The following is a 25,517-nucleotide window of genomic DNA, read 5'->3' on the forward strand; positions in this document are numbered from 1 at the left end:
CCCATGGCCACCTCACACCTCGCCGGGCCGGTGCTGGTCATCGGCACCGGACTGCTGGGCACCTCCGTGGGACTGGGGCTGCGCGCCAAGGGCGTGAGCGTCTACCTGCAGGACATTTCGCCGACCGCCCAGGGCGTGGCCCAGGACATCGGCGCCGGCGTGGTGCTGCACGGGGAGAAGATCGCCCCGGAGCTCGTGGTCATCGGCGCCCCGCCGGACGTCACCGCCCGTCTGGTCGGCGACGCCCTGCTGGCCTACCCGAACGCCACCGTGGTGGACATCGCCAGCGTCAAGGGCTCGATCCTGGACGCGGTGCTTGCCGACGAGCGGCTGGGCGAGGCGGAAACCTCGCGCTACGTGGGCACCCACCCGATGGCCGGACGCGAGAAGTCGGGCCCGGCCGCCGCCCGCGGCGAGCTGTTCACCGCCATGCCGTGGGTCATCTGCGCACACCAGAACGCGCAGCCGGACCGCGTCATTGCCGCCGAATCGCTGGCCATCGACCTGGGCGCGACCATGCACCGCATGTCGGTGACCGAGCACGACGAATCGGTGGCGCTGATCAGCCACTTCCCGCAGGCCGCCAGTTCGATGATCGCCTCCCGGCTGCTGAACGCCGAGGGCCACCAGCTGGCCCTGGCCGGCAATGGGCTGCGCGACACCACGCGCATCGCCGCCAGCGACGAGAAGCTGTGGATCCAGATCTTCGCGCACAACTCCAAGGCGCTGATCCCGATCCTGACCGGCATGAAGGAAGACCTGGACCGGCTGATCAACACCCTGCAGCACCCGGAGGAACCCGGCGCGCTGCTTGACCTCTCGCAGCTGATGACCGAGGGCAACGCCGGCCGCGCCCGCATCCCGGGCAAGCACGGCGCCCCGCCGCAGGCCTTCGCCCTGGTCACCGTGGTCGTGGATGACAAGCCCGGGCAGATCGCCGCGCTGCTGGCGCAGATCGGCGAGGCCGGGATCAACATCGAGGACCTGCGCATGGAGCACTCCGCGGGCCATCAGGTCGGACTGGTGGACGTCTCGGTGCTGCCGGGGCGCCGAGACGAACTGATAAACGCATTGATTTTCAACGGATGGAAGGTTGCCCAGTGAGCATCGAGAACAACCAGGACCTCGCGGACGCCAAGCTCGTCGTCGCCATCGACGGACCCAGCGGTTCGGGCAAGTCCTCGGTGTCCAAGGCAGTGGCCCGCAAGCTGGGCGCTGCCTACCTTGACACCGGAGCGATGTACCGGGCGATCACCTACTCGGTGCTCGCCGACGGCACCGACCTGGCTGACGCCGCCGCCGTGGCCCAGGCAGTGCGCGACGCCAAGCTGAGCATCTCGGTGGACCCGGACGCCGAACTGGTGGTCATCGGGGACACCGACGTGACCGCCGCCATCCGCGAACCGCGCATCTCCGAGCAGGTCTCCACGGTTGCCACCAACTTGGAGGCCCGCGCCGAACTGGTGCGCCGCCAGCAGGAGATCATCGCTGCGAACACCCGCATCGTGGCCGAAGGCCGCGACATCACCACCGTGGTCGCCCCCCACGCCCACGCCCGCATCCTGCTCACCGCGTCCGAGGAGGCGCGCCTGCGCCGCCGCGGACTGCAGCTGGGCGGCACCCAGAACGACGCGCAGCTGGCCACCCAGGTGCTGGCGCGCGACGCCAAGGACTCGACCGTGGTGAACTTCACCCAGGCCGCGGACGGCGTGATGACCGTGGATTCCTCGGACCTGGATTTCGAACAGACCATTGCCGCCGTGCTCGACGCCGTCGAGACCGCCACCACCAACTAGCCACGAGCTGGTGCCCATCCTCGGCGAGAGCCGATGAAGATTACCGATCGCTGTGAAGGGAAAATCATGAGCGAGAACAACTCCACCCACGACGAGGAATACATCCCCGTTGGAGACGACGATATCGCCGAGCGCCTTGCCGAACTGAGCGAAGAAGACGCCGCGATTCGCACCCAGGCCCTGCTTTCGGGCCTGGACGACTACGACCTGGACGACGAGGACGCCGCGCTGCTCGCGGGCCTGGACGAGTACGAAGAGGATGAGAAGGACGTTGTCATCCCGCCGGTGCTCGCCGTCATCGGGCGCCCTAACGTGGGCAAGTCCACCCTGGTCAATCGCATTATCGGCCGCCGCGAAGCGGTCGTCGAAGACACCCCGGGCGTGACCCGCGACCGCGTGTCCTACTCCGCCGAGTGGATGGGACGCCCGTTCACCATTGTGGACACCGGTGGCTGGGAGCACGATGCCAAGGGCATCCACGCCTCCGTGGCCGAGCAGGCCGAGATCGCCGCCGACGTGGCCGACGCCATCATGTTTGTGGTCGACTCCCATGTGGGGGCCACCGCCACCGACGAGGCAGTGGTGAAGATGCTGCGCCGCAAAGGCAAGCCGGTCTTCCTCGTGGCCAACAAGGTCGACGACTTCAACCAGGAAGCCGAGGCCGCAGTGCTCTGGGGCCTGGGCTTCGGCCAGCCGTGGCCGGTTTCCGCGCTGCACGGCCGCGGCACCGCAGACCTGCTGGACGCGGTCATGGAGAAGCTGCCCACCCACTCGGCCTACGGGGGAGTCATCCCCTCCGGCGGCCCGCGCCGCATCGCGCTGATCGGCCGCCCGAACGTGGGCAAGAGCTCGCTGCTGAACAAGCTCGCAGGCTCGCAGCGCGTGGTGGTCGACGACTACGCGGGCACCACCCGCGACCCGGTGGACGAACTGGTCGAACTGGGCGGGGAAGTCTGGCGCTTCGTGGACACCGCGGGCATCCGCCGCCGTCAGCACATGGCCGTCGGCTCGGACTACTACGCCTCGCTGCGCACCCAGTCGGCCCTGGAGAAGGCCGAGGTCGCCGTGGTGCTGCTGGCCGCGAACGAAACCGTGTCCGAGCAGGACGTGCGCATCATCCAGCTGGCCATCGAGGCCGGCCGCGCGCTGGTGGTGGTCTTCAACAAGTGGGACGAGGTGGATGAGGACCGCCGCTACTACCTGGAGCAGGAAATCGACCGCGACCTGGCCCACATCCACTGGGCGCCGCGGGTGAACATGTCGGCCAAGACCGGCTGGCACAAGGACAAGATGATCCCGGCGCTGCACACCGCGCTGGAATCCTGGGACAAGCGCATCCCGACCGGCAAGCTCAACGCCTTCCTGGGCGAGCTCGTCGCGGCCCACCCGCACCCGGTGCGCGGCGGCAAGCAGCCACGCATCCTGTTCGGCACCCAGGCCTCGGCCCGCCCGCCGAAGTTCGTGCTGTTCACCACCGGATTCCTGGATCCGGGCTACCGCCGCTTCATCACCCGCCGCCTGCGTGAGACCTTCGGTTTCGACGGCAGCCCGATCGAAGTATCGATGCGAATCCGCGAACGCCGCGGCCGCAACAGGTAACGGTTCGAAAAGTCCACGCGACTTGGTGTAGGCTTATCTAGGAGCTTTTCGCAGACGGCACCCTTGGTTCTCACGACTTGGGGATAACGGCTGCGAAGGCATCGGGCTATGGCGCAGCTTGGTAGCGCGCCTGACTGGGGGTCAGGAGGTCGCAAGTTCAAATCTTGTTAGCCCGACCAGCGGATCAACCCCGGCGAGATTCTCGCCGGGGTTTTTCATGCCCGAAAACCGCCCGCCGAGCAAGGGAAAACGATGCGCCGCAGATTCATGCAGGTCGACGTGTTCAGCCGAGACCCGTACAAGGGCAACCCGCTGGGGGTCGTGCTGGACGGCGAAGGGCTGGACACCGCGCAGATGCAGGACTACTCCAGCTGGTCCAACCTCTCCGAGGTCACCTTCGTGCTGCCGCCCAGCGACGGGCGCGCGGATTTCCGTTTCAGGATCTTCGCCGGCGAGCAGGAGTTCCCCTTCGCCGGACACCCCACCCTGGGCACGGTGAAAGCCTGGCTGGCCGCCGGCGGGAGACCGCAAAACGCTGCCGAGGTGATCGCCGAATGCCAGACGGGCCCGCTTCCCGTGCGGGTGCAGGACGAGCTGCTGTTCTTCCAGAGCCCTGCGTTGCTGCGCTCCGAGGCGCTGGAGGAGGCAGAAGTCCGGAAGATCAGCGAGATCCTGGGCATTGACGCCGAGGCGATCACCGCCGCCTTCTGGGCAGACAACGGTCCGGGGTGGCGCGCGGTGCTGTTGGAGGACGCCGACGCGGTGCTGGCGCTGGCGCCGGATGCGTCGCGCCATCCCGGCATGTGGAAGATCGGGGTGCTGGGACCGCTGGAGTCCGGTGGCTTCGAGGTCCGCGCGCTGAAATTCGCCGACGGCGTCTTGCGCGAAGACCCGGTCACCGGCAGCCTGAACGCCGCCGCGGCCGAGTGGCTCGTCGCGCACCAGCTGGCCGAAGCCCCGTTCTGCAACCGCCAGGGCACCGTGCTGGGCCGTCGCGGACTGGTTCGATTCCAGCAGGAGGACGGAGCCTTGTGGACCGGAGGCACAACCCACGTGCTGATCGACGGCCATATAGAGCTCTGAGCACCGCGGCGGCAGTCCTGCCGGATTCAGGCCTGGCTGGTGTCAAGCTCCTCGGTTCTGGCCACCACACTCACCTCGGTACCCAGCACGGACACCGTCACGGACTTCAGCGACGGATCGCCAAACTCTTCCAGCAGCCGCAGCGCGAAATATTTCAGATCCCGATCCGTGGTGGGTTCCGAGCCGTTCACACTCAGTTCCAGCTCGCCGGGCTTCGAGGCTCCCCAGCTGACGATCTGGCGTTCGGCGGTCCCCGGCATCCACAGCTGCACCGAGGAATCATCGCGCAGCCAATAGGCTTCCATCAGCTGGTCCGCCCAGCGTTGGCCCTCAACGGCTTCGCCGCGTTTCCGCTCCAGCTCGGTCTGCTCTTTGGGGGATACCGCCGGGGCCGTGGGCGAACTCGGCTCGAACTCCAGCGGCGCGCAACCAACCAGGGCGCAGACGAGCAGCAGGACGCTGGGAACTGCGAGCCTGCGCATTGAACCTCCTGGATTGCCGCACTCTGAATTCTAGTTGCCGCACGCTCTCATTGCCCGCGCCAGCGGCTGAGAGTAGGCTGAATCCATGGGTACGTTGCATCATTAAGACTGCCGCCGCGTTGAGCCGTGCTCCGCGATGGACAGTTCCGATCCGCCGCAGGTCACCTGCGGCGGCACCCTTGAACGTACCGGTTCCGCCTGATTCGCGGGCCGCCAGCAGATGACGGATGGCCATGACCCGACAACACGACCCCTCGAATATCCCTGCGGCTGAGCAGGCCGCGGTGCCCTCAGCGGAATTCACCTGCCAACTTCTGGACCTGAGCGTGAGCTTCGGCGACCGCGACGTCCTGGAAAACATCGACTTGGCGATCGGACCGGCCGATCGGATCGCGGTGCTCGGTGACAACGGCTCGGGAAAATCAACGCTCCTGCGTGTATTGTCAGGCACGCTTGCGCCTGACCGCGGTGAGCGGCGCGCCACCGTGCCCGGCGCCATCGCCTACGCCGCGCAGAATCCGCAATTCCCTGGCACCGCCAGCATCGCCGAGGTCATCGACTCTTACCATCACCGGCTGCGGCAGCTGGAAGAACTGATCGGCGCCATCGGGGCCCGGCTCGCGCAAGCCGAAGACGCCGAGGCTGAACGGCTGCTGGCCCAGCTCCAGCTGGTGACCGACCTGTACGAGGCGGCCGACGGATACTCCGTCGGTCCGCGGCTGGACAGTTCGTTGCAGCAGCTCGGGCTCGGAGGCATTCCCCGCGGGACGCCGGTTGGCACGTTGTCCGGGGGCCAGCGCTCGCGGTTGGCGCTGGCCTGCGTGCTCAGCTCCGGTGCGCAACTGCTGCTGCTCGACGAACCGACCAACGACCTCGATGACACCGCGCTGCACTGGCTGGAAACCACGCTCCGGCGGCACCGCGGCGCACTGGTGCTCGTCAGCCACGATCGAGTCTTCCTGGAGCGTTTCGCCCGGCGCATCATCCTGGTCGAAAACCGCGGCCTGACAGCCTACGGCGACGGCTACCGGGGATTCCTGCGGGCCAAGGCCGCCGAACGGGCCGCCGCCATCGCCGCCTTCGACAGCTGGCGCGACGAGCTTGAACGCTCCGAAACCCTGGTCGCGAAGAACGCCGCACGCGTGGCGGCCATCCCGCGAAAGCAGGACAAAGCTGGTTTTGGGCACGGCTCCTTCAGGCTGCGCAGCAGGGACCACGGATCAACCAGCAGGATCCGGCAGGCAAAATCCCGGATCGAAGAACTTGAGTCAAACCCCGCGCCCAGGCCGGCGGAACAACTCGAATTCAGGATGCCGCACGGCGGGGACACCCCCGAAGAACCGCGGCAGCCCTTGCTACACTCCACCGGTGCGGCGCGGCGGGGAGTCCCGCGGCTCGTTCTTGGCGAAATGACGCTGGCCGCGGGGGACCGCTGGCTTGTGGGCGGACCCAACGGCGCCGGCAAAACCACGCTGCTGAAGGTGCTGGCCGGAGAGCTGCCCGTAGAGCGAGGCCTGGTCAGCCGCCGGGAAGGGCTGCGCATCGGATGGCTGCGGCAGGAACTCGGCAAGCTGCCCGGGGAAACCGTGATCGAGGCGTTCGCCGCCGCGCTGGGGATCTACCAGGACGAGGCGGTGTCGCGGATTTTCACGCTCGGGCTCTTCGCCCCGCGCGATCTCTTTGTGCACCCCAGGGCGCTGTCAGCCGGACAACGCCGCCGGCTCGAACTGGCCATCGCGGTCAGCCGGGAAGCGGACCTGCTGCTGTTGGACGAGCCGACCAACCACCTTTCTCCGGACCTGGTCGAGCAGTTGGAAGATGCGGTGGCGGATTATCCCGGAGCCGTTGTCACAGTGACCCACGACCGACGCTGGAGGGAAAAGCAAGGTGTGCATCGCGGTGTCCGGTTCCTTGAAGTCAAGCAGGGACGGGTGCGCTTCGACCGATGAACCGCTGGTGCCTGCATGGCGCCCGCCTTTTGTGAAGTGTCTTGTTGTGCCTTGGTTCACGCCTCGGCTACAGTAATAGTGCGATATGAGAACGTCGCGTTCGATTATTGAACATATGATTTGCTCGACTCAGCTGAATGGGGAGAAACAGTGCAGTTTCATCACAATGGATACGTCTCGGAAGATCCGCGCATCAAGCCTGCGGCGGGGACCGGAATTGACCGGCCCGTCGATCTTCCCGACACCATGGACGTGCTCATTGTGGGTGCAGGCCCGGCCGGCATCATCACCGCAGCCCAGCTCTCCCAGTTCCCGGACGTGCACACCCGCATCATCGACCGCCGTCCGCACCGCCTGCAGATCGGCCAGGCCGACGGCATCCAGTCGCGCACAGTAGAGACGTTCCAGGCCTTCGGCTTCGCTGAGAGCATCACCGCCGAAGCCTACCGCATCACCGAAACCACCTTCTGGAACCCGGACCCGCAGAACCCAAAGCACATCATCCGCACCGACCGCACCCCGGACGACGCGAGCGGTGTCAGCGAATTCCCCCACCTGGTGGTGAACCAGGCTCGCGTCATCGACTACTTCGCCGACTTCGCCCGGAACTCATCCGCGCGCATCGAACCGGACTACGGCTGGGACTTCGAGACCCTGGTGATTGAAGACGAGGGGGAGTACCCGGTCAAGGTCACCGTCACCGGAACCGGAGAGAACAACCTCGGGCAAAGCCGCGAGGTCCGCGCCAAGTACGTGGTCGGTGCGGACGGCGCCCGCAGCGGGGTGCGCCGTTCCATCGGCGCGACCTTGTCGGGCGACAAGGCGAATCACGCGTGGGGCGTCATGGACACCTTGGCCCTGACCGATTTCCCGGACGTGCGCACCAAGTCGGCCATTCATTCGAGCAACGGGTCGATCCTGCTGATCCCGCGCGAGGGCGGCCAGCTGTTCCGCCTCTACGTCGACCTGGGCGAGGTAGCGGAAGACGACAACGGAAAGGTGCGGCAGACCTCGCTGGATGAGATCATCCAGCGCGCGCGGGCGATTCTGCAGCCCTACACGCTGGACGTGAAGAACGTTGCCTGGCACAGCGTTTACGAGGTCGGCCACCGGCTCACCGACCACTTCGACGATGTGCCGCTGGAGGAGATCGGAATGCGGGATCCCCGGGTCTTCATTACCGGCGACGCCTGCCACACGCACTCGGCCAAGGCGGGCCAAGGCATGAACGTGTCCATGCAGGACGGCTTCAACCTGGCCTGGAAACTGGGCTACGTGCTCAGCGGACGGTCCCCGCAAAGCTTGCTGTCCACGTATTCCGCCGAGCGCAAGGTCATCGCCAAGGACCTGATCGATTTCGACAAGAAGTGGTCCTCGCTGATGGCCGCAAAGCCCCAGGAGCTCGAAGGCGAGGAAGGCGTCGCCGAATTCTACGTCCGCACCGCTGAATTCCCGGCCGGCTTCATGACCGAATACCAGCCGTCGGAGCTGACTGCCGTGAACGAGTTCCAGCACCTGGCCACGGGATTCCCGGTGGGCAAGCGCTTCAAGTCGGCCGAGGTCATGCGGCTTGGTGACAACAACCCGGTGCACCTGGGCCACCACCACCGCGCCGACGGCCGCTACCGCATCTACGTCTTCGCCGACCAGGCGGCGGCCGGTGCCGTATCGGCCGTGGCGAAACTGTCGGACTGGCTGCTGGACTCGGAGGATTCGCCCTTGCGACGCTTCACTCCGGCCGGCGCCGACATAGATTCGATTTTCGACGTCAAGGTCATCTACCGCCAGGACTACACCACCATCAACCTCAATGACGCGCCAGCGGTCTTCCGCCCGCACTGCGGCCAGTTCGGCCTGATGGACTACCAGAAGGTGTACACGGCGCTGGAAGGCAACAGCATCTTCGCCCAGCGCGGCATCGCCGACGAGGGAGCCATCGTGATCGTGCGACCCGACATGTACGTGGCCAACATCCTGCCGCTGCAGGCAACCGGCCAGCTGCGCGACTTCTTCACCCCTGTGCTGCGCGAACAGCGCTAGGTCAGAAGCGGGCCAGCGGGTGCCTCAGGGCTCCCGAGGGCCCGCTTGGGAATTTTTACTCCCGGCCGGGAGTTGATTCTTGACGAAGGCAATCCATCAAGGGGAAACATGAGCCAGGAATTTTCGTTCAACCTGCAGAACGTCGTCGAATCGGACATGGCCTGCGTCGACGGCGTGTGCTTTGTACCCGCTGCTACGACTGGAGCTGCGGAAGAAGATAGTCCCGCAGCACCACCGCGTGATTGACCTCTTCGTTTTTCGCTCCGTAAACAAACGTCACCGTCGGGTGCTGCGCTAGCAGCTCCAGGAATTCGTCCACCGCAGGATTCTGGTTCAGCTCCTGCCGGTAGTGTTCGGCGAACTCGGAGAACCGCTCAGGGTCGTGGTGCCAGGCCTTGCGCAGCTCCGAGCTCGGAGTCACCGCCTTGGCCCATTTCTCGATTTCCAGTTGCTGCTTGGTCAAACCACGAGGCCAGAGGCGATCCACCAGAATCCGGTAGCCATCTGAATCCGAAGGATCCGCATAGGCACGCTTCAGGAGAATCCTGGTCATGACGCTCACCCTTTCACTACGCACCACGGGGCCCGCGGATGTTTTGGACCCCGAACCATCTCCAATACTTGCATGATCCCACGAATGAGCATGGGGGGAGCTGGAAATATCGGCTTTTCTGTTATCGCCGACCTCTTGAGTAGGCTAATCTGGAAATAGTTTGGTAGAGCGTATCGAACTAATGTTGATTCAAGGTCGTCTTGCACGAACTTAACGCAGAACTTCTGGAGGACCACAAATGTCGGAAAATGGGCCGGTAACCCCGCACAACGAGTCTGCGTCCGAGACGACCAATATTTCGCTTCCCTCGTTCCAGAGCTCCTCCGAGCCTGCCGTCATCTACACGCTGAGCGAGGATGAAAAGCGCGCCGTCGCCGCGCTCCCGTCCGGCTCCGCACTGCTGGTAGCCCACACCGGACCGAACAAGGGCGCCCGCTTCCTGCTGGACACCGACGAAAGCATCGCCGGCCGCCACCCGAACGCTGACATCTTCCTTGACGACGTCACGGTCTCGCGCCGCCACGCCAAGTTCACCCGCACCGAGAAGGGCTTCACGCTGACCGATATCGGTTCGCTGAACGGCACCTACATCAACGGCGACCGCATCGACTCCATTACCCTGACCAACGGTGTCCAGGTTCAGATCGGGAAGTTCCGACTCAATTTCTACCAAAGCGTGCCTAACCTTTAAACTGGTTCAGTTAGAGGTCTTGTTGCCTGCATCGATCGCGCCGGCAACCACGTAATCACCGAGGTGTTAGTTCTTTGCCGATGTTCAATGCAGCCAGTAGCCCACGACTCGAGGCGATCCGTCACGAGGGCGTGCGGCAGGCTGCGCTCAACATCGGCGAGGTGCTGGCCGAGCTCAAGGATGAATTTCCGCGGGTCACCGCCTCGAAGATCCGCTTCCTCGAAGACAAGGGCCTGATCATCCCGCAGCGCACCTCGGCGGGCTACCGCAAGTACAGCGCTAGCGATGTCAGCAGGCTGCGCTTCATCCTGTCCGTACAGCGCGACCAGTACCTGCCATTGAAGGTCATCAAGGACCATCTGGACGCCCTGGACCGCGGCGAAGCCCCGGCAGCACTGCCAGGCGGCGCTCCGGTGGCGCCGGTCGCCGTCGGCAAGGACATGGCCGAAGCCGTGGAAAACCATTCCCGCTCGGTATCCATGGCGGAATTGCAAGGAATCACCGGTGCCAGCGAGACACTCATCCACGACCTGATGAAGTTCGGGCTGATCGAGACGCAGGGCGGACTGTTCGATTCCAACGGCATCCGCATCACCAAGTCTGCAGTCCAGCTTTCCAACCACGGCATCGAGCCGCGCCACCTGCGCCAGTTCCGCACCGCTGCTGAACGCGAATTCTCGCTGATCGAATCGATCGTGGGCAACGAGCTACGCAAGCCCGAAGTATCCGCCAGGGCGCGGGCTGCCGAAGAAGCCCAGGAAATTTCACGCCAGTGCCTGGAGCTGCATGAAGCTCTGGTGCAGCGTGCTATTTCCCAGATCGATCGCTAAGCTGAAGTCAGCAACGAGTTTTCAACCCTCAGGGGGCTATCATGCTGGATCTGGAGTTTGCGGGAATCCGCATTCAACTGCCGGCGAATCAACCGCTGCTGCTGCTTAAGCAACACGAAAAAGAACTTTATCTGCCGTTGTGGATCGGTGCACCCGAAGCATCGGCCATCGCGATGTCGGAGCAGGGGCTGACCCCTCCGCGCCCCATGACCCACGATTTGATGATCAACGTCTTCGAAGCGCTGGGCATCACCCTGGACCGGGTTGAAATCATTTCGGTCCAGAACGCCGTCTTCGCCGCCGAACTCGTGCTCTCCAACGGCAAGCGCGTGGACTCCCGATCTTCCGACGCGGTAGCCCTGGCAGTGCGCGTGCAGTGCCCCATCAAGTGCACCGAAGAGGTCATGCAGGAAGCCGGAGTCATCATCGAAGGGGCCGCAGAAGACGAAGAAGCCCCGGAAGAGCAGATGCGCGAGTTCCGTGAATTCCTCGACAACATCGACCCGGAAGACTTCTCCTCCTAGCCCGCCAGACCGACTTTGCCGCTTGGCATCCGGACTGCTGTGCTGCGGGAGGTCGCCGGTAAATTCCGACACGCCTTAAAGTTAAACTTGAAGGTCTTTGACCCGGGTTGAATATGGCCGTACCGTCATTGCATAGGGATATTTTTCGCTCACCCGGTTTCGTGGTCGTTCATCACTCGCACCCTGCCGGACGGCGAATATTTTGACACTCGCAAACGGTACGTGCTTACACGCAAGGAGCAATTGGATGGAGACAAGCCAGACAGGCCCACATCACGGGGCTCGCGGCGGCGTTCAGCGATCCAATGCCCAAGGCCTGCTCTTCACGGATGACCTGCCGCAACTGGACGAGCACGCGGGCTACCGCGGGCCAATCGTCTGCAAGGCCGCAGGAATCACCTACCGGCAGCTCGACTACTGGGCCCGCACCGGGCTCGTCGAGCCAGCCGTGAGGGGCGCCAAGGGATCGGGCAGCCATCGGCTGTATTCGTTCCGCGACATCCTAGTCCTAAAGGTCGTCAAGCGCCTGCTGGACACCGGGGTATCACTGCAGCAGATCCGCACTGCGGTCCTTCACTTGCGTGAACGCGGTGTTGAAGATCTTGCACAGATCACCCTGATGAGCGATGGTGCCTCGGTCTACGAGTGCACCAGCGCCGACGAGGTCATCGACCTCGTCCAGAAGGGGCAGGGCGTCTTCGGTATTGCGGTAGGCCGAGTTTGGCGCGAGGTTGAAGGTTCGCTGGCGCAGCTTCCCTCGGAGAACTCCGAGCAGCAAGCGCCGGAAGATGAGCTGGCAGCACGCCGCGCAGCCAAGGCGGCTCGCCAGGTCGGCTAGCAGGTGCGCCAGGCTAATAGACATTAAAGGCATGGTCCGGACTTCCCTCGGGAAGTCCGGACCATGCCTTTTTGTTTGACGTCTGGCTTCGAGCCCATTAGGAGTTCGGCAGGGCAGCCTTCTCCATGACGTCCTTGAGCAGGGCGTCGAACTGCGTGAGCATCGGTGCGGTGGTCTTGGAAGGCCATTGATGCACCGAGTACGCTGCACCCTGGATCTGCTGCCATTCCGGGTGTTCGGGGATTTCAGGCTTGACCATGGAATCGCCGAACATCTGGCGCATTTCAGACAGGCGGAAGGTGTGCTCGGCGGAGTCCTTGCGCACACGGTTGGCGACAACGCTCACGGGGCCCAGCGACGGGGCGAACTCGCGGCGGAACAGTTCCAGGGCACGCTGGGTGCGTTCGGTTCCGGCAACGGAGAACAGGCTCGGTTCGGCTACGAGGACCAGCTGATCCGAGGCGCTCCATGCCATGCGGGTCAAGCCGTTCAGCGATGGCGGGCAGTCAATGAGGACCAGCTGGTAGCCGCTAGTGCGGCTGAGCAGCTGGGTGAGGCGTCGAAGATCCCTGGTTCGCAGGTCCGGTCGGTCGTAGATCCCAGTGAACGCGTCACCCACCGCAACGTCCAGAACTGGAATGCGGGTACGGGACTTCTTTTCAGCGGCCTTCGACTGCCAGGCGGACGCAACCACGTTGTCCTGCAGCCGCACGCGCCGGGCGTTCTTCAGCATCTGCCCGATAGGCTGCTTGCCGTTGGCGCGCACACCAAGACCGGTGCTTGCGTCTGCATGCGGGTCGAGATCGATTACGAGGGTCGGAATCCCTGCGGCCAGTGCTGCCGAAGCCAAACCGAGTGTTACGGAGGTCTTTCCTACACCACCCTTGAGGCTGCTGATGCTCACTACGTGCACGGACCAGACCACGCCTTTCGCTGTTCGATTCTTGAACGTCCCGCCGAATATTTTAGTCTCTCCTCATCATAGTGTGCCCGGCGTGGATTCCCCGACTTTGCAACGGTCGATTTCGAGGTTTGACATAACTTAGTGATTAAAACTTCAGCACCGGTCAATGTTTCCTATGGTCAGACCACAGGGAGAAATGTTTGGGTGATCTAGGCCTCGTCCGTGTAGGGTGATTGAAGAACGTGCTCGAACGAGCATTTTTGAGAGACCCGACACACCGGTCTCGGGCCATCGAAGTTCCGGGAGTTGCCTTCCGAAACGCGGCCCGGACCCATGTGTGCTGATTCGATGTAGGGACACTATGTTTGAAAAAATCTTGGTCGCCAACCGCGGGGAAATCGCAATCCGCGCTTTCCGTGCAGGCTACGAACTAGGCGCAAAAACCGTTGCAGTCTACCCGCACGAAGACCGCAACTCCGTTCACCGCCAGAAGGCCGACGAGGCCTACCAGATCGGCGAAGAGGGCCATCCGGTCCGCGCCTACCTGAATATTGACGAGATCATCCGCGTCGCCAAGGAAGCCGGCGCAGATGCAATCTACCCAGGCTACGGCTTCATGTCGGAAAACCCCGACCTGGCCCGCGCCGCTGCCGAGAACGGCATTAAGTTCGTTGGCCCGAAGGCCGAAATTCTTGAACTTGCAGGCAACAAGGTTGCAGCACTGAAGGCCGCCAAGGCTGCCGGCATTCCGGTGCTTGCCTCCTCCGAGCCCAGCGACGATGCTGAGCTGCTCATTGCCGAAGCTGACAAGATCGGGTTCCCGATCTTCGTCAAGGCCGTTGCAGGCGGCGGCGGACGCGGCATGCGCCGCGTCGACAAGCGCGAAGACCTGCCCGAGGCGCTGGGCGCCGCCATGCGCGAAGCCGGCACCGCCTTCGGCGACTCGACCGTCTTCCTGGAGCAGGCAGTGCTGCGCCCGCGCCACATCGAGGTGCAGATCCTGGCCGACGAGCAGGGCAACATCGTGCACCTGCACGAGCGCGACTGCTCGCTGCAGCGCCGCCACCAGAAGGTCGTGGAGATCGCGCCGGCGCCGAACCTGGATGAGAGCATCCGCCAGGCGCTGTTCCGCGACGCCGTGAAGTTCGCCGAGGCCCTGGGCTACCAGAACGCCGGCACCGTCGAGTTCCTGGTCGACACCGTGGGCGAGCGAGCCGGGCAGCACGTGTTCATCGAGATGAACCCTCGCATCCAGGTGGAGCACACCGTGACCGAGGAAGTCACCGACATCGACCTGGTGCAGGCGCAGATGCGCATCGCCTCGGGTGAATCGCTGGCCGATCTGGGCATCTCCCAGGACTCCATCCAGGTCCGCGGCTGGGCCCTGCAGTCCCGCATCACCACGGAGGATCCGGCCAACGGCTTCCGCCCGGACGTCGGAACCATCACCGTGTACCGCTCCGCCGGCGGTTCGGGCGTGCGCCTGGACGGCGGCACCATCTACACCGGCGCCGAGGTCTCCCCGCACTTCGACTCGATGCTGGTGAAGCTGACCTGCCGCGGCCGCGACTACGCCACCGCCGTGGCCCGCGCCCGCCGCGCACTGGCCGAATTCCGCGTCCGCGGCGTGGCCACCAACATCCCGTTCATCCAGAACGTGCTCAACGACCCGCAGTTCATCGCCGGCGACGTCGCCACCGACTTCATCGACTCGCGCCCGGACCTGCTGACCGGCAACGAGTCCCAGGACCGCGGCACCAAGGCGCTGAACTACCTGGCGCACGTGACCGTGAACCAGCCCAACGGGGCGCGCATCGAAGGCATCGACCCGCGCAAGAAGCTGCCGACCTTCCCGGGCGACAAGTCCGACGAGCCGGAGCGCTCGCCGTTCGACGGCCCGTCGAAGACCGCGCACCCGGCCGACGGCTGGCGCCAGAAGCTGCTGGAGCTGGGTCCGGAAGGGTTCGCCAAGGCGCTTCGCGAGTCCACCGCCGTGGGCATCACCGACACCACGTTCCGCGACGCGCACCAGTCGCTGCTGGCCACCCGCGTGCGTACCCGGGACCTGCTGGCCGCCGCGCCCGCCTACGCGCACACCGTGCCGCAGCTGTTCTCCATGGAGGTCTGGGGCGGTGCGACCTACGACGTGTCGCTGCGCTTCCTGGGCGAGGATCCGTGGAAGCGCCTTGAGCTGCTGCGCGCCGAGCTGCCGAACATCCCGCTGCAGATGCTGCTGCGCGGCCGCAACACCGTGGGCTACACCCCGTACCCGACCGAGGTGACCGACGCCTTCGTGAAGGAGGCCGCCGCCGCGGGCATCGACATCTTCCGCATCTTCGACGCGCTGAACGACGTGTCCCAGATGGCCCCGGCCATCAAGGCAGTGCGCGAGACCGGCACCGCGGTCGCGGAGGTGGCCCTGTGCTACACCGGCAACCTGCTGGATGCCAACGAGAAGCTCTACACCCTGGACTACTACCTGGACCTGGCGCAGCAGATCGTCGACGCCGGCGCCCACATCATCGCGATCAAGGACATGGCAGGCCTGCTGCGCCCGGCCGCGGCGGCCAAGCTGGTCACCGCGCTGCGCGAGCGCTTCGACCTGCCGGTGCACCTGCACACCCACGACACCTCCGGCGGTCAGATGGCCACCTTGATGGCAGCCATCAACGCCGGCGTGGACGCAGTGGACGTGGCCAGCGCCGCCATGGCCGGCACCACCTCCCAGCCTTCGGCCTCCGCGCTGATTGCCGCGCTGGAGAACACCGAACGCGACCCGGGCCTGTCCCTGGACGCCGTCGCCTCGCTGGAACCGTACTGGGAAGCCGTGCGCGCCATGTACAAGCCGTTCGAGTCGGGCCTGCCGGCGCCGACCGGCCGCGTGTACCAGCACGAAATCCCCGGCGGCCAGCTCTCGAACCTGCGCCAGCAGGCCATCGCACTGGGCCTGGGCGAGCGCTTCGAGGCCATTGAATCGATGTACGCCGCAGTCAACGAAATGCTGGGCAACGTGGTCAAGGTGACCCCGTCCTCCAAGGTGGTCGGCGACCTGGCGCTGCAGCTGGTCGGCTCCGGCGTTCCGGCCGCGGACTTCGAGGCCAACCCGCAGAACTACGACATCCCGGATTCGGTCATCCAGTTCCTCTCGGGCGAGCTGGGCAACCCTCCAGGCGGCTGGCCTGAGCCGTTCCGCACCAAGGCGCTGCAGGGCCGCAACGTGAAGTCCCACATCGAGGACCTGAGCCCAGAGGATGCCGCGGCGCTGACCAGCGACTCGGACACCATCCGCGGAACCCTGAACCGCCTGCTGTTCGCCGGCCCGACCCGCGACTTCGCGGCCTCGGTGGAGAACTACGGCGACCTGTCGGTGCTGCACACCCGCGACTACCTCTTCGGCCTGGTCCGCGGCCACGAGCACGTCATCTCGCTGGGCACCGGCGTGCGCCTGCTGGTCAAGCTGGTCTCCGTCTCGGAAGCCGACGAAAAGGGCATGCGCACCGTTGTGGTCACGCTCAACGGCCAGTCCCGCCAGATCAAGGTCCGCGACGAGTCGGTGGAATCCACCGTCAAGTCCGCACCGAAGGCCGACCCGAACAACGCCGGCCACGTGGCCGCGCCGTTCGCCGGCGCCGTGACCGTCAACGTCCAGGTCGGCGACCTGATCGAAGCCGGCCAGTCGGTGGCGACCATCGAGGCGATGAAGATGGAAGCAGGCATCACCGCCAACGCTTCCGGCGTCGTCACCCAGATCACCCTGAACGGCACCAGCCAGGTCCAAGGCGGGGATCTGCTGGTGGTCATCGAACCGAAGTAGCATCTTAGGCAACGCGAACCTGCCGCGAACAAGCCGTGGGCCCACGACGAAAGTCGTGGGCCACGACTTGTTTATGGCACGATCATGGAGGCGGCACCCCACCCGGCGCCGGCCACGAACTACCCAGGAGGGAATATGAAAGCTGGCAGGAACACTTCCGACGGCGTCCCTGCCGCGCGGCAGCAGCAGGCCAAGGAGGTCGCCGCCCTGCGCGCCGAACTGGGCGTGCTGCTGTTCACCCTGGACCCGGCCCTGCCGCTGGCGGAGCTCGCCGAGCAGCTGGCCGAGCAATTTGCCGAACTGCAGCTGCCCTCCCGAGTCGCCGCCGCAGGACCGCAGCGGGTTGCCGCAGTCATGGACGGCAAGTTCACCGGAATCGACGTGCTGGTGGTGCTGGGGGACGCGAGCGCCGAGACCGAGGACCGGCTCATGGATCTGGTTGAATGGCTGCTGGCCAACGGGCGCCGCGCGCTGGCCGAGAACCTCGTCTTCGCCCAGCTGGGCCACCAGCCCAAGAACCGCCCGGCGCCGGCCTTCGCCCGTGTGGTGCTTGAGCGGAATTTCGCCGCCGAGGCACGGAAAAGCGGCCTCAGGTTTCCCTGGGCCGCTTCCTCCCGCGCATCGTGGGAACTTGCCGGAGCCGTGCTGGACTATGCCACGGGCTTGGGTGCCGAGTAGATGTCCTCGATCAGCGCATCGTAGTCGCTGAGGACCACGGCGCGCTTGATCTTCATCGACGGGGTCAGGTGTCCGGAGGACTCGGTGAAGTCCTCGGAGACGACGCGGAACGCGCGGATGGACTCAGCCCGGCTGACCGAGGTGTTCGCCTTGTCGATGATCTTCTGGATGGCCTGCAGCACCTCGGGGTGCGTGGACAGCTCGTCCATGGACAGGTTCTTGTCCAGGTGGTGGCGTTCCAGCCAGCCCGGCACCGCCTCGGGATCCAGCGTGACCAGGGCCGAGATGAACGGGCGCCCCTCGCCGACGACGACGCACTGGGAAACCAGCGCATCGGCGCGGATCTGGTCCTCGAGCATTGCGGGGATGACGTTCTTGCCGCTGGCGGTGACGATGATTTCCTTCTTGCGGCCGGTGATCTTCAAGAACCCGTCCGAATCGAGCTCGCCAATGTCTCCGGTATGCAGCCAGCCGTCGGTGAAGGTCTCGGCTTCCAGGTCGGGGCGGTTGCGGTAGCCGCGCATGACGCACACGCCCTTGGCCAGGATCTCCCCGTCCTCGGCGATGCGCACCGCGTTGCCCGGCAACGGCTTGCCCACGGTGCCGATCTTGATGCGGTCCAGGGTGTTCACGGTGACCGGGGCGGTGGTCTCGGTCAGGCCGTAGCCTTCGAGCACCGTGACGCCGATGCCATTGAAGAAGTGGCCCAGGCGCTCTCCCAGCGGCCCGCCGCCGGAAACCGCGTGGCGGATGTTGCCGCCCATGGCCCCGCGCAGCTTCTTGTAGAGCAGTGCGTCGAAGAGCTTGTGCTTCAAGTTGAGGCCCAGCGGAATCTTGCCGGACTGTTCGGCCCGCGAGTACTTCACCGCGACATCCACGCCCGCGTGGAAGATCTTGGACTTGCCGCCATCCTCGGCCTTGAGCATGGCCGAGTTGTAGACCTTCTCGAACACGCGCGGCACGGCCAGGATGAAGTTCGGCTTGAAGGACTGAAGGTCTTCGAGCAGGTGCTTGACGTCAGGGGTGTGGCCGGTGCGGCAGCCTGCGGCCACGTTGACCACCGAAATGAAGCGCGCGAAGACGTGGGCCAGCGGCAGGAACATGATGGTGGAAGCGCCGGGATACACGGCCGCCGGCAGTTCAGCCACCGCGTTCTCCGCGAGCTCGACGAAATTGGAGTGGGTCAGTTCGCAGCCCTTGGGCCGTCCGGTGGTGCCCGAGGTGTAGATGATGGTCGCGATGTCCTGCAGGTTCGCCGAGGAACGTCGCTGCTCCAGCTCTTCGTCGCTGACGTCCTTGCCGTCCTCGGTCAACTGGGCCAGGCCCTCGTCGAACTGCCAGACGTGGTCCAGGCATTCGAGCTGCTCCTGGTGGGCGGCTTCGCGGACCACCGCTTCGTGGGCGGGGCTTTCCACGACCACTGCCACGGTTTCGGAATCCGCGGCGATCCAGGCGACCTGGCTAGGGGAGGAGGTCTCGTAGATCGGGACGGTGACGCAGCCCGCGTACCAGATCGCGAAGTCGACGAGCGTCCATTCGTAGCGGGTACGCGCCATCAGGGCGATGCGGTCGCCGGCCTTGATGCCGTTGGCGATGAAGCCCTTGGCGATGGCTGCGGCCTCCGCGGCGAATTGCGAGGCGGTGACGTCCTGCCAGGTGCCGCCGGGAGCCGGTTTGGAGAAGAGCGCCGGATTAGCAGCTGAATTCGCGTGGCGCAGCAGCAGGTCGGTGATGTTCGACTCTGCCGGCGAGTGGATGCGTAGCGGAGTGCTGTATTCGCGCATCTGTGTCTCATCTCCTGAACTCGGTGTGACCCGGTGGGCAATGCGGGGTAATCCGCATCACATTGTTATTACTCTACAGTAACCTAGCGTTCCTCGGGTTCAAAGTCGATCAGACCCTTGCTCCATCATCTCCCGGATCGCGTTCGGTAGGTAGCCTTCTGAGTAGGTAGATCACGCCGATGATCGACAGCGCGACCAGGCCGATGTAGACGAAGGCCGGGGCCGAGCGGAAAAAGATCACGCACAGCAGCAAGCCGATGGGCCCGCCGGCGGCCATCGTCCAGGCGAGGTTGACCATCGGGTTGCCGGAGCCCAGCGCCGCCGGCTCGTCGGGGATGAACTCCTCCTCGGTGTCCTCGACCTCGTAGTCGCGGGGGCCGGTGACCGCGCCGGGGCCGGTGGAGAACAGTTGGCGCAGCTCGGCCTGGCGCTCTGCGGCGCTCGGTTCGCGCGTGGTGCCCTGGTCCAGGGTGCGGAAATTCTCAACGAGTTCGTCCCAGCGCGGATCATCGGCGCCGGACGGCTTATTTTCTGCAGGGTTCATGGCCTGCCCTTCGGGGAGTGCGTGGCCTGCCCGGCTAGGTGGTGGAAGAACCGGGCGGATTCCTCGAAAATCTGCGCGGCGTCGTAGTCAAGGGTCGCGACATGCTTCGAATGCAGCAGCTGGTGGTGTTCGGCCAGGGTGCCGGGGTTCAGCCCTTCGGTCAGCGCGTGCACCGAGGCGTCGGAGACCACGTTGTCCACCGTCGAACGGAACAGCTGGACCGGCGCGGTGACCAGGCCAAGCCTGCTGCGGGTCTGCGCGAACAGCTGGTACAGCTGGTGCACCGCGGCCACCGGGGTGCGCCCGTAGGCCTTTTCGTCGGCCCCGCGTTTGGCGATGTCGTTGCTGATCGGGGCGACCGAACGCACCATACGCCGCAGGTACTTGGTATAGGGGGCCAGCGGACTGTCCACGACCAGCCCCGGATTCACCAGCGAAACCCCGGCGACGTTGCGCCGGGTAGCCAGGTGCAACGCCAGCGCGCCGCCCATCGACAGCCCCGCGACGAACACCTGCTCGTGCGTTGCTGCAAGTTCGTCGAACGACTGCTCGGTGGCCAGGATCCATTCGGAGAAATTCCGGCCGATCATGTCCTGCCAGGAGGTCTCATGGCCGGGCAGGACCGGGCACAGGGTGTCGAATCCGGCGGACTCGAGCGCCTGCGCCCACGGCAGCATGGCGGTCCTGGATCCGGTGAACCCGTGGATCAGCAGTACGGCAGGCTTCCTTGCCGGCTGGCCAGCCGCGCCCTGATGTACGTCGTGGCTCATCACGTCCCCCTTGAGGTGCTGCGTTGTACTGCATTCTTATTCGAGCGTAGTGCACAATTGAAGGGTACGGACCCACGCCAGTCAACACCTCGACGGGCGTGTCCGCCCACGACGCCTGATGACGAGAAGAAGGAACCGCCCCATCGTGCTGTACGACTTTCTGAAACGCTTCGCGGTCAAGCCGCTGCTGCGAATCTTCTTCAAGATTGACATCCAGGGCATCAATAATATTCCCGTCGCGGGCGGCGCGATCCTTGCCTCCAACCACCTCTCGGTCAGTGATTCGGTGTTCCTGCCGGCGATGATCGAGCGGCCGGTCGTGTTCCTGGCCAAGGACGACTACTTCAACGGCAAGGGCCCCAAGGGACGGCTTGTCGCCTGGTTCTTCCGCAACATCAACCAGCTGCCGATGGACCGTTCGGGCGGCCGTGGCTCGGCCGCCTCCCTGGCCAGCGCCAATACCGCCCTGGCCGAGGGCAAGCTGCTGGGCATCTACCCCGAAGGCACCCGTTCACCCGACGGCCGGCTCTACCGGGCGAAGCTCGGCGTCGCCAAGCTGGCCCTGGAATCCCGCGTGCCGGTGATCCCGATCGCCATGATCAACACAGACAAGGTGCAGCCCATCGGCCAGCGCCTGCCGCACCCGGGCCGCATCGGCATCAAGATCGGCAAGCCGCTGGACTTCTCCCACCTCGCCGAGCAGTCAGGTGACCCGGCGGTGCTGCGCCAGGTGGCAGACGACATCCGCAAGGCCATCAACGTGCTGTCCGGGCAGAGCTACGTCGACGTCTACGCGCCGACCAAGGCCAAAAAGAAGTAGCCGGCGCCCGGGGCAGGGGAACCAGCGGGGAGCGTGCCCTGTGTTACGTCCGGTTGTTACATTGCACGCGGTGCTTTGCGCGCAAGGCACGTAGACTTGTCAAGGTGAGCGAAGAAAACCGAACCCCATTGCCCGGCTCATCCGTAGCCGGCCCCGCCACCGACCCGCAACTTGATCTGTGGCGTGATCTGCCTATTGCCCAACAGCCCACCTGGAGTGAGCACCCGGACTATAGTGCTTCCATTGCTGAACTGGGTTCGCGTCCGCCACTGGTTTTTGCCGGCGAGGTCGACGTTCTGCGTGAACGCCTGGCTCAGGCGGCCCAGGGCAAGGCCTTCCTGCTTCAGGGCGGCGACTGCGCCGAGACCTTCGCCGACGCTACCGCGGACAAGATTTCCGCCCGCGTGCGCACCATTTTGCAGATGGCCGTCGTGCTGACCTACGGCGCCTCGATGCCGGTGATCAAGATGGGCCGCATGGCCGGACAGTTCGCCAAGCCGCGTTCCTCGAACGACGAGACCCGCGACGGCGTCACCCTGCCGGCGTTCCGTGGTGACATCGTCAACGGCTACGACTTCACCCCGGAGTCCCGTGCCCACGACCCGAAGCGCCTGGTCCAGGCCTACAACACCTCCTCGGCCACGCTGAACCTGATCCGCGCGTTCACCCAGGGCGGCTTCGCCGACCTGCGCAGCGTGCATTCCTGGAACCGCGGCTTCATGGCCAATCCGGCGCACTCGGCCTACGAGCAGCTGGCTGGCGAAATCGACTCCGCCATCCGCTTCATGGACGCCTGCGGCGCCGGCTTCGAGGGCCTGACCCGTACCGAGTTCTTCGCCTCCCACGAGGCGCTGCTGCTGGACTACGAGCGTGCGCTGACCCGTACCGATTCGCGCACCGGCCTGCCGTACGACACCAGCGGGCACTTCCTGTGGATCGGTGAGCGCACCCGCCAGCTGGACCACGCCCACGTGGACTTCCTGTCCCGCGTGCGCAACCCGATCGGCGTGAAGCTCGGCCCGAACACCTCGGTCGAGGACACCCTGGCCCTGATCGAGAAGCTGGATCCGAACCGCGAGCCCGGCCGCCTGACGTTCATCACCCGCATGGGCGCCAAGAACATCCGCGAGAAGCTGCCGAACCTGGTGGAGAAGGTCACCGCCACCGGTGCGCAGGTCCTGTGGGTCACCGACCCGATGCACGGAAACACCGTCACCAGCAAGAACGGCTACAAGACCCGCAACTTCGACGACGTCATGGACGAGGTCCGCGGTTTCTTCGAGGTGCACGACTCGCTGGGCACCAACCCGGGCGGCCTGCACGTGGAGATGACCGGCGACGATGTGGCCGAGTGCCTCGGCGGCGCCGATCCGATCCGCGAAGAGGACTTCGACGAGCTCTACGAGTCGGTCTGCGATCCTCGCCTGAACCACCGCCAGTCCCTGGAAATGGCCTTCCTGGTCTCCTCGGCACTGCAGAGCCGCGCTCGCCGCTAGGCGCGCACCGGAGAACTGAAAAGGTCTGGCCCGTCACCCCTCGGGGGGATGATGGGCCAGACCTTTTGCGTGCACCGGCTGTTGCCTGCTAGAACGCGTAGATGCTGATTTCGCTGCCCAGCTCGATGCTCTGGTTCAGCGGCGACTGCATGCGCACCGTCTGCGAGAAGTCGCCGAGCACATGGTGCGCCTTGACGGTGAACCCTGCCTCTTCCAGCACGCGGGTCGCCTCCTCGACACCCAGACCGATCACCGAGGGGACCTGGGCGAACTCCGGGCCCTGCGACAGGTTCACGATCACGGAGCTTCCCACCTCGGCGGTGCCGTTCTGAGGTGACTGCGCGGCGACCAGGCCCGAAGGGACCTCGCGGGAATACACCGGATCGCCCACCTGCAGGCGCAGTCCCGCTGACTCGAGGGCCGCAGCGGCGTCGTCTTCGCTTAAGCCCTGCAGCGCCGGAACCTGCACCGGGGCCGGTCCCTTGGACACCGTCAGTGTGATGGCGTCCTTGCGCGCGGCGGTCTTGCCCGCGGCCGGCGAGGAGGAGATGACCTTGCCCTTCTCCACCTCTGAGGAGTATTCGCGGACCTCCTTGACCTTGGCCAGCTCGTGCTCGGCCAGCAGCTCGGTGGCCGACTGGAGGCTCTTGCCCTCTACCTGCGGGATCTCGAAGCGTTCGGGGCCCTGCGAGACGATCAGCTCGACCCCCTGGAACTTCATGATGTTCTCGCCGGTGGCCGGATGCGAGTCGACGACGCGCCCGATGGCGATCTCGTCGTCGAAGGCGGAGCCGAGCCTGACCGGGACGCCCTGCTCGGACATCTGCGAAACCGCCTGTTCCTGCAGCAGGCCGTTCAGCGACGGGATGCGGATCACCGTTCCGGGGCCGCGCCCGAAGAACCAGCCTGCGGCGGCCACCAGCGCCACGATCAGCACCCATGCCGCGATGAACCCGGTCTTCTGCGCTGCGGTCCTGGGCTTGCGCAGCCGGTGCGTGGGCACCTGGGCTTCCTTGCGCCACTGCTTCTGCGCCGCCTTGGTGGCACGCTTCTCGCCGCGCGGGGAGCGCGCGGCCGGCTGTGGATCCTGCTCGTTGGGCTCACCGGCGCCGAAGGTTTCGATGTCTGTCCGCGAGTAGGCGGCGGTGGCATCTGCTCCGGGGGAGCCTGCGCCGGCCGTTGGGGCGTGGACCACGGTGGCCTGCGCATCGCGCAGATCCAGCACCTCGGTGGCATCCGACGCGGCGATGATGGTGGTGGTCTCTTCCGGATCGGGCTGCGCGTCCAGCGAATAGCCGTCCGCCGTGGCGCCGGTTCCCTGCAGCTGCCAACGGCGTTCGCGGGCTTCTTCGCGCTCGCGCTGCCAGTCGTCCAGGCGCTGCTGCACGGTGGTGGGCATGTGTGCCATGGAGCCAGGGGTCAGGTCCTCGATGCCACCCAGCGTGTCCGCGTCGAAGTCCAGCTGCTCTTCGCTGAGCGTCGAACGGATCTGGATGACCTCGTCCAGCAGCAGCTCGGCGTTCTGCGGCCGCTTCTCGGGGTCCTTCTCGGTGCACCACTGCACCAGCTCGTCCAGATCGGTGGCCAGCCCGGGCACGACATCCGAGGGCAGCGGCATGGGGGAGTCCAGATGGTGCTTCATCAGCGCGGCCGCATTGGTTTCCGAATACGGCAGGCGCCCGGTGAGCATTTGGTAGATCATGATGCCGACCGCATAGATGTCGCTGCGCGAATCGGCCGGTGCGCCGGAGACCAGCTCCGGGGAGACATGGGAAAGGGTGGCCACCAGCGTTGCGGACTGGGTGTGGGCGCTGGCCGCGCGGGCCAGCCCGAAGTCGGTCACCTTGACCTCGCCGGTATCCGCCAGCAGCACGTTCGCTGGCTTCATGTCGCGGTGGATGATGCCTTCGGAGTGGGCGGCGCCCAGCCCGTGGCAGACCTGCTCCAGCACGCTGAGCATCTGGCGCGGCGTGAACCGACCGCGTTCGGAGATCACCTGGTCGAGGTTGCGTCCGCGGACGTACTCCATCACCAGGTAGACGATGTTGTCCGTGACGTTGTGGTCGCGGATCGACACCACGTTCGGGTGGGTGATGTTCGCTGCGATCACGGCTTCTGATTCGAAGCGCTCGCGGACGGTGGACTCGCTGGCGAAGTTGTCGTTCAGGATCTTCACGACCACCGCGCGGTGCAGGCGCTTGTCCATGGCGCGGTAGATCCTGGACATCCCGCCCAGCGCGAGCAGGTGGTCGATGCGGTAACGGTCATCGAGGGTCGTCCCCAGATTGGGGTCGGCAAGAGCAGGGCTCATGGTGCACGCAC

21 protein-coding genes and 1 tRNA gene are annotated in these 25,517 nt (G+C 65.4%); 15 read left to right on the plus strand and 7 right to left on the minus strand.

Going from position 1 to position 25,517, the window contains the following annotated elements; genetic code table 11:
* Positions 1–3: 3 nt before the first annotated feature.
* The 5 genes from ACTX90_RS06160 to ACTX90_RS06180 all read left to right on the plus strand — a co-directional run bounded on the left by ACTX90_RS06160 (position 4) and on the right by ACTX90_RS06180 (position 4,478).
* Positions 4–1,104 (plus strand): prephenate dehydrogenase, encoded by a 1,101-nt coding sequence (locus ACTX90_RS06160; protein ID WP_047118670.1) that lies wholly within the window; start codon positions 4–6, stop codon positions 1,102–1,104.
* On the plus strand, positions 1,101–1,796 hold the full coding sequence (cmk, locus tag ACTX90_RS06165) for a (d)CMP kinase (protein WP_231735975.1): 696 nt from the start codon (positions 1,101–1,103) through the stop codon (positions 1,794–1,796). Before ACTX90_RS06160 ends, cmk begins: the two co-directional genes overlap by 4 nt.
* Before the next feature lie 66 nt (positions 1,797–1,862).
* Entirely contained in the window at positions 1,863–3,395 is a 1,533-nt protein-coding gene (gene der, locus ACTX90_RS06170) for a ribosome biogenesis GTPase Der (protein ID WP_443443494.1), read from the plus strand.
* 102 nt (positions 3,396–3,497) lie between these two features.
* Positions 3,498–3,574, plus strand: a tRNA-Pro gene (locus ACTX90_RS06175).
* A 73-nt stretch (positions 3,575–3,647) separates the two neighbouring features.
* Positions 3,648–4,478, plus strand: coding sequence for a PhzF family phenazine biosynthesis protein (locus ACTX90_RS06180; protein WP_443443496.1), 831 nt, complete (start codon positions 3,648–3,650; stop codon positions 4,476–4,478).
* A gap of 26 nt (positions 4,479–4,504) precedes the next feature.
* Here the strand turns inward: ACTX90_RS06180 and ACTX90_RS06185 are convergent, their stop codons facing one another.
* Positions 4,505–4,960 (minus strand): hypothetical protein, encoded by a 456-nt coding sequence (locus ACTX90_RS06185; protein WP_047118674.1) that lies wholly within the window; start codon positions 4,958–4,960, stop codon positions 4,505–4,507.
* Positions 4,961–5,193: 233 nt separating this feature from the next.
* Here ACTX90_RS06185 and ACTX90_RS06190 point away from each other — a divergent pair, with 233 nt between their 5' ends.
* Both ACTX90_RS06190 and ACTX90_RS06195 read left to right on the plus strand, forming a co-directional pair.
* Positions 5,194–6,909: an ABC-F family ATP-binding cassette domain-containing protein gene (locus ACTX90_RS06190; protein ID WP_443443499.1), complete on the plus strand. Its 1,716-nt coding sequence runs from the start codon at positions 5,194–5,196 to the stop codon at positions 6,907–6,909.
* Between the two features lie 150 nt (positions 6,910–7,059).
* Complete coding sequence (locus ACTX90_RS06195; protein ID WP_443443501.1) at positions 7,060–8,949, plus strand: FAD-binding monooxygenase; 1,890 nt, start codon at positions 7,060–7,062, stop codon at positions 8,947–8,949.
* Positions 8,950–9,142: 193 nt separating this feature from the next.
* On the opposite strand, the gene ACTX90_RS06200 is transcribed toward ACTX90_RS06195, so the two are convergent.
* Positions 9,143–9,502, minus strand: coding sequence for a DUF488 domain-containing protein (locus tag ACTX90_RS06200; RefSeq protein ID WP_047118676.1), 360 nt, complete (start codon positions 9,500–9,502; stop codon positions 9,143–9,145).
* Positions 9,503–9,740: 238 nt separating this feature from the next.
* Here ACTX90_RS06200 and ACTX90_RS06205 point away from each other — a divergent pair, with 238 nt between their 5' ends.
* The 4 genes from ACTX90_RS06205 to ACTX90_RS06220 all read left to right on the plus strand — a co-directional run bounded on the left by ACTX90_RS06205 (position 9,741) and on the right by ACTX90_RS06220 (position 12,385).
* Positions 9,741–10,193, plus strand: a complete 453-nt coding sequence (locus tag ACTX90_RS06205; RefSeq protein ID WP_047118677.1) for an FHA domain-containing protein — start codon at positions 9,741–9,743, stop codon at positions 10,191–10,193.
* 74 nt (positions 10,194–10,267) lie between these two features.
* On the plus strand, positions 10,268–11,023 hold the full coding sequence (gene ftsR / locus ACTX90_RS06210) for a transcriptional regulator FtsR (RefSeq protein WP_244910926.1): 756 nt from the start codon (positions 10,268–10,270) through the stop codon (positions 11,021–11,023).
* Positions 11,024–11,064: 41 nt separating this feature from the next.
* Entirely contained in the window at positions 11,065–11,547 is a 483-nt protein-coding gene (locus ACTX90_RS06215) for a bifunctional nuclease family protein (protein WP_113607901.1), read from the plus strand.
* Between the two features lie 247 nt (positions 11,548–11,794).
* Positions 11,795–12,385 (plus strand): MerR family transcriptional regulator, encoded by a 591-nt coding sequence (locus ACTX90_RS06220; protein ID WP_047118679.1) that lies wholly within the window; start codon positions 11,795–11,797, stop codon positions 12,383–12,385.
* Positions 12,386–12,482: 97 nt separating this feature from the next.
* Here ACTX90_RS06220 and ACTX90_RS06225 read toward each other — a convergent pair whose 3' ends face one another.
* Positions 12,483–13,298 carry a ParA family protein gene (locus ACTX90_RS06225; RefSeq protein ID WP_047120635.1) on the minus strand — a complete coding sequence of 272 codons (816 nt, stop codon included), beginning with the start codon at positions 13,296–13,298 and terminating at the stop codon, positions 12,483–12,485.
* A 352-nt stretch (positions 13,299–13,650) separates the two neighbouring features.
* Here ACTX90_RS06225 and ACTX90_RS06230 point away from each other — a divergent pair, with 352 nt between their 5' ends.
* Entirely contained in the window at positions 13,651–17,103 is a 3,453-nt protein-coding gene (locus tag ACTX90_RS06230; protein WP_047118680.1) for a pyruvate carboxylase, read from the plus strand.
* A gap of 135 nt (positions 17,104–17,238) precedes the next feature.
* On the plus strand, positions 17,239–17,781 hold the full coding sequence (locus ACTX90_RS06235; protein ID WP_424572137.1) for a hypothetical protein: 543 nt from the start codon (positions 17,239–17,241) through the stop codon (positions 17,779–17,781).
* Here ACTX90_RS06235 and ACTX90_RS06240 read toward each other — a convergent pair.
* The 3 genes from ACTX90_RS06240 to ACTX90_RS06250 form a co-directional block, all read right to left on the minus strand.
* On the minus strand, positions 17,754–19,565 hold the full coding sequence (locus tag ACTX90_RS06240) for an AMP-dependent synthetase/ligase (protein WP_424572138.1): 1,812 nt from the start codon (positions 19,563–19,565) through the stop codon (positions 17,754–17,756). The two genes, ACTX90_RS06235 and ACTX90_RS06240, sit on opposite strands and share 28 nt — an antisense overlap.
* A gap of 109 nt (positions 19,566–19,674) precedes the next feature.
* Positions 19,675–20,109 (minus strand): hypothetical protein, encoded by a 435-nt coding sequence (locus tag ACTX90_RS06245; RefSeq protein WP_443443506.1) that lies wholly within the window; start codon positions 20,107–20,109, stop codon positions 19,675–19,677.
* A complete protein-coding gene (locus tag ACTX90_RS06250) occupies positions 20,106–20,879 on the minus strand; it encodes an alpha/beta hydrolase (RefSeq protein ID WP_053797763.1) in 774 nt (257 codons plus the stop codon). The genes ACTX90_RS06245 and ACTX90_RS06250 overlap by 4 nt, the downstream gene beginning before the upstream one ends.
* A 145-nt stretch (positions 20,880–21,024) precedes the next feature.
* Between ACTX90_RS06250 and ACTX90_RS06255 the strand changes: the two genes are divergently transcribed.
* Both ACTX90_RS06255 and ACTX90_RS06260 read left to right on the plus strand, forming a co-directional pair.
* A complete protein-coding gene (locus tag ACTX90_RS06255) occupies positions 21,025–21,699 on the plus strand; it encodes a lysophospholipid acyltransferase family protein (RefSeq protein WP_047118685.1) in 675 nt (224 codons plus the stop codon).
* A 104-nt stretch (positions 21,700–21,803) separates the two neighbouring features.
* Positions 21,804–23,195, plus strand: coding sequence for a class II 3-deoxy-7-phosphoheptulonate synthase (locus ACTX90_RS06260; protein ID WP_047118686.1), 1,392 nt, complete (start codon positions 21,804–21,806; stop codon positions 23,193–23,195).
* Positions 23,196–23,283: 88 nt separating this feature from the next.
* On the opposite strand, the gene ACTX90_RS06265 is transcribed toward ACTX90_RS06260, so the two are convergent.
* Positions 23,284–25,506: a Stk1 family PASTA domain-containing Ser/Thr kinase gene (locus ACTX90_RS06265; protein WP_443443509.1), complete on the minus strand. Its 2,223-nt coding sequence runs from the start codon at positions 25,504–25,506 to the stop codon at positions 23,284–23,286.
* Between the last annotated feature and the right edge of the window lie 11 nt (positions 25,507–25,517).

Origin of the sequence: Glutamicibacter soli, assembly GCF_052322135.1 — a bacterium.
GTDB classification, from domain to species: Bacteria; Actinomycetota; Actinomycetes; order Actinomycetales; family Micrococcaceae; genus Glutamicibacter; species Glutamicibacter soli.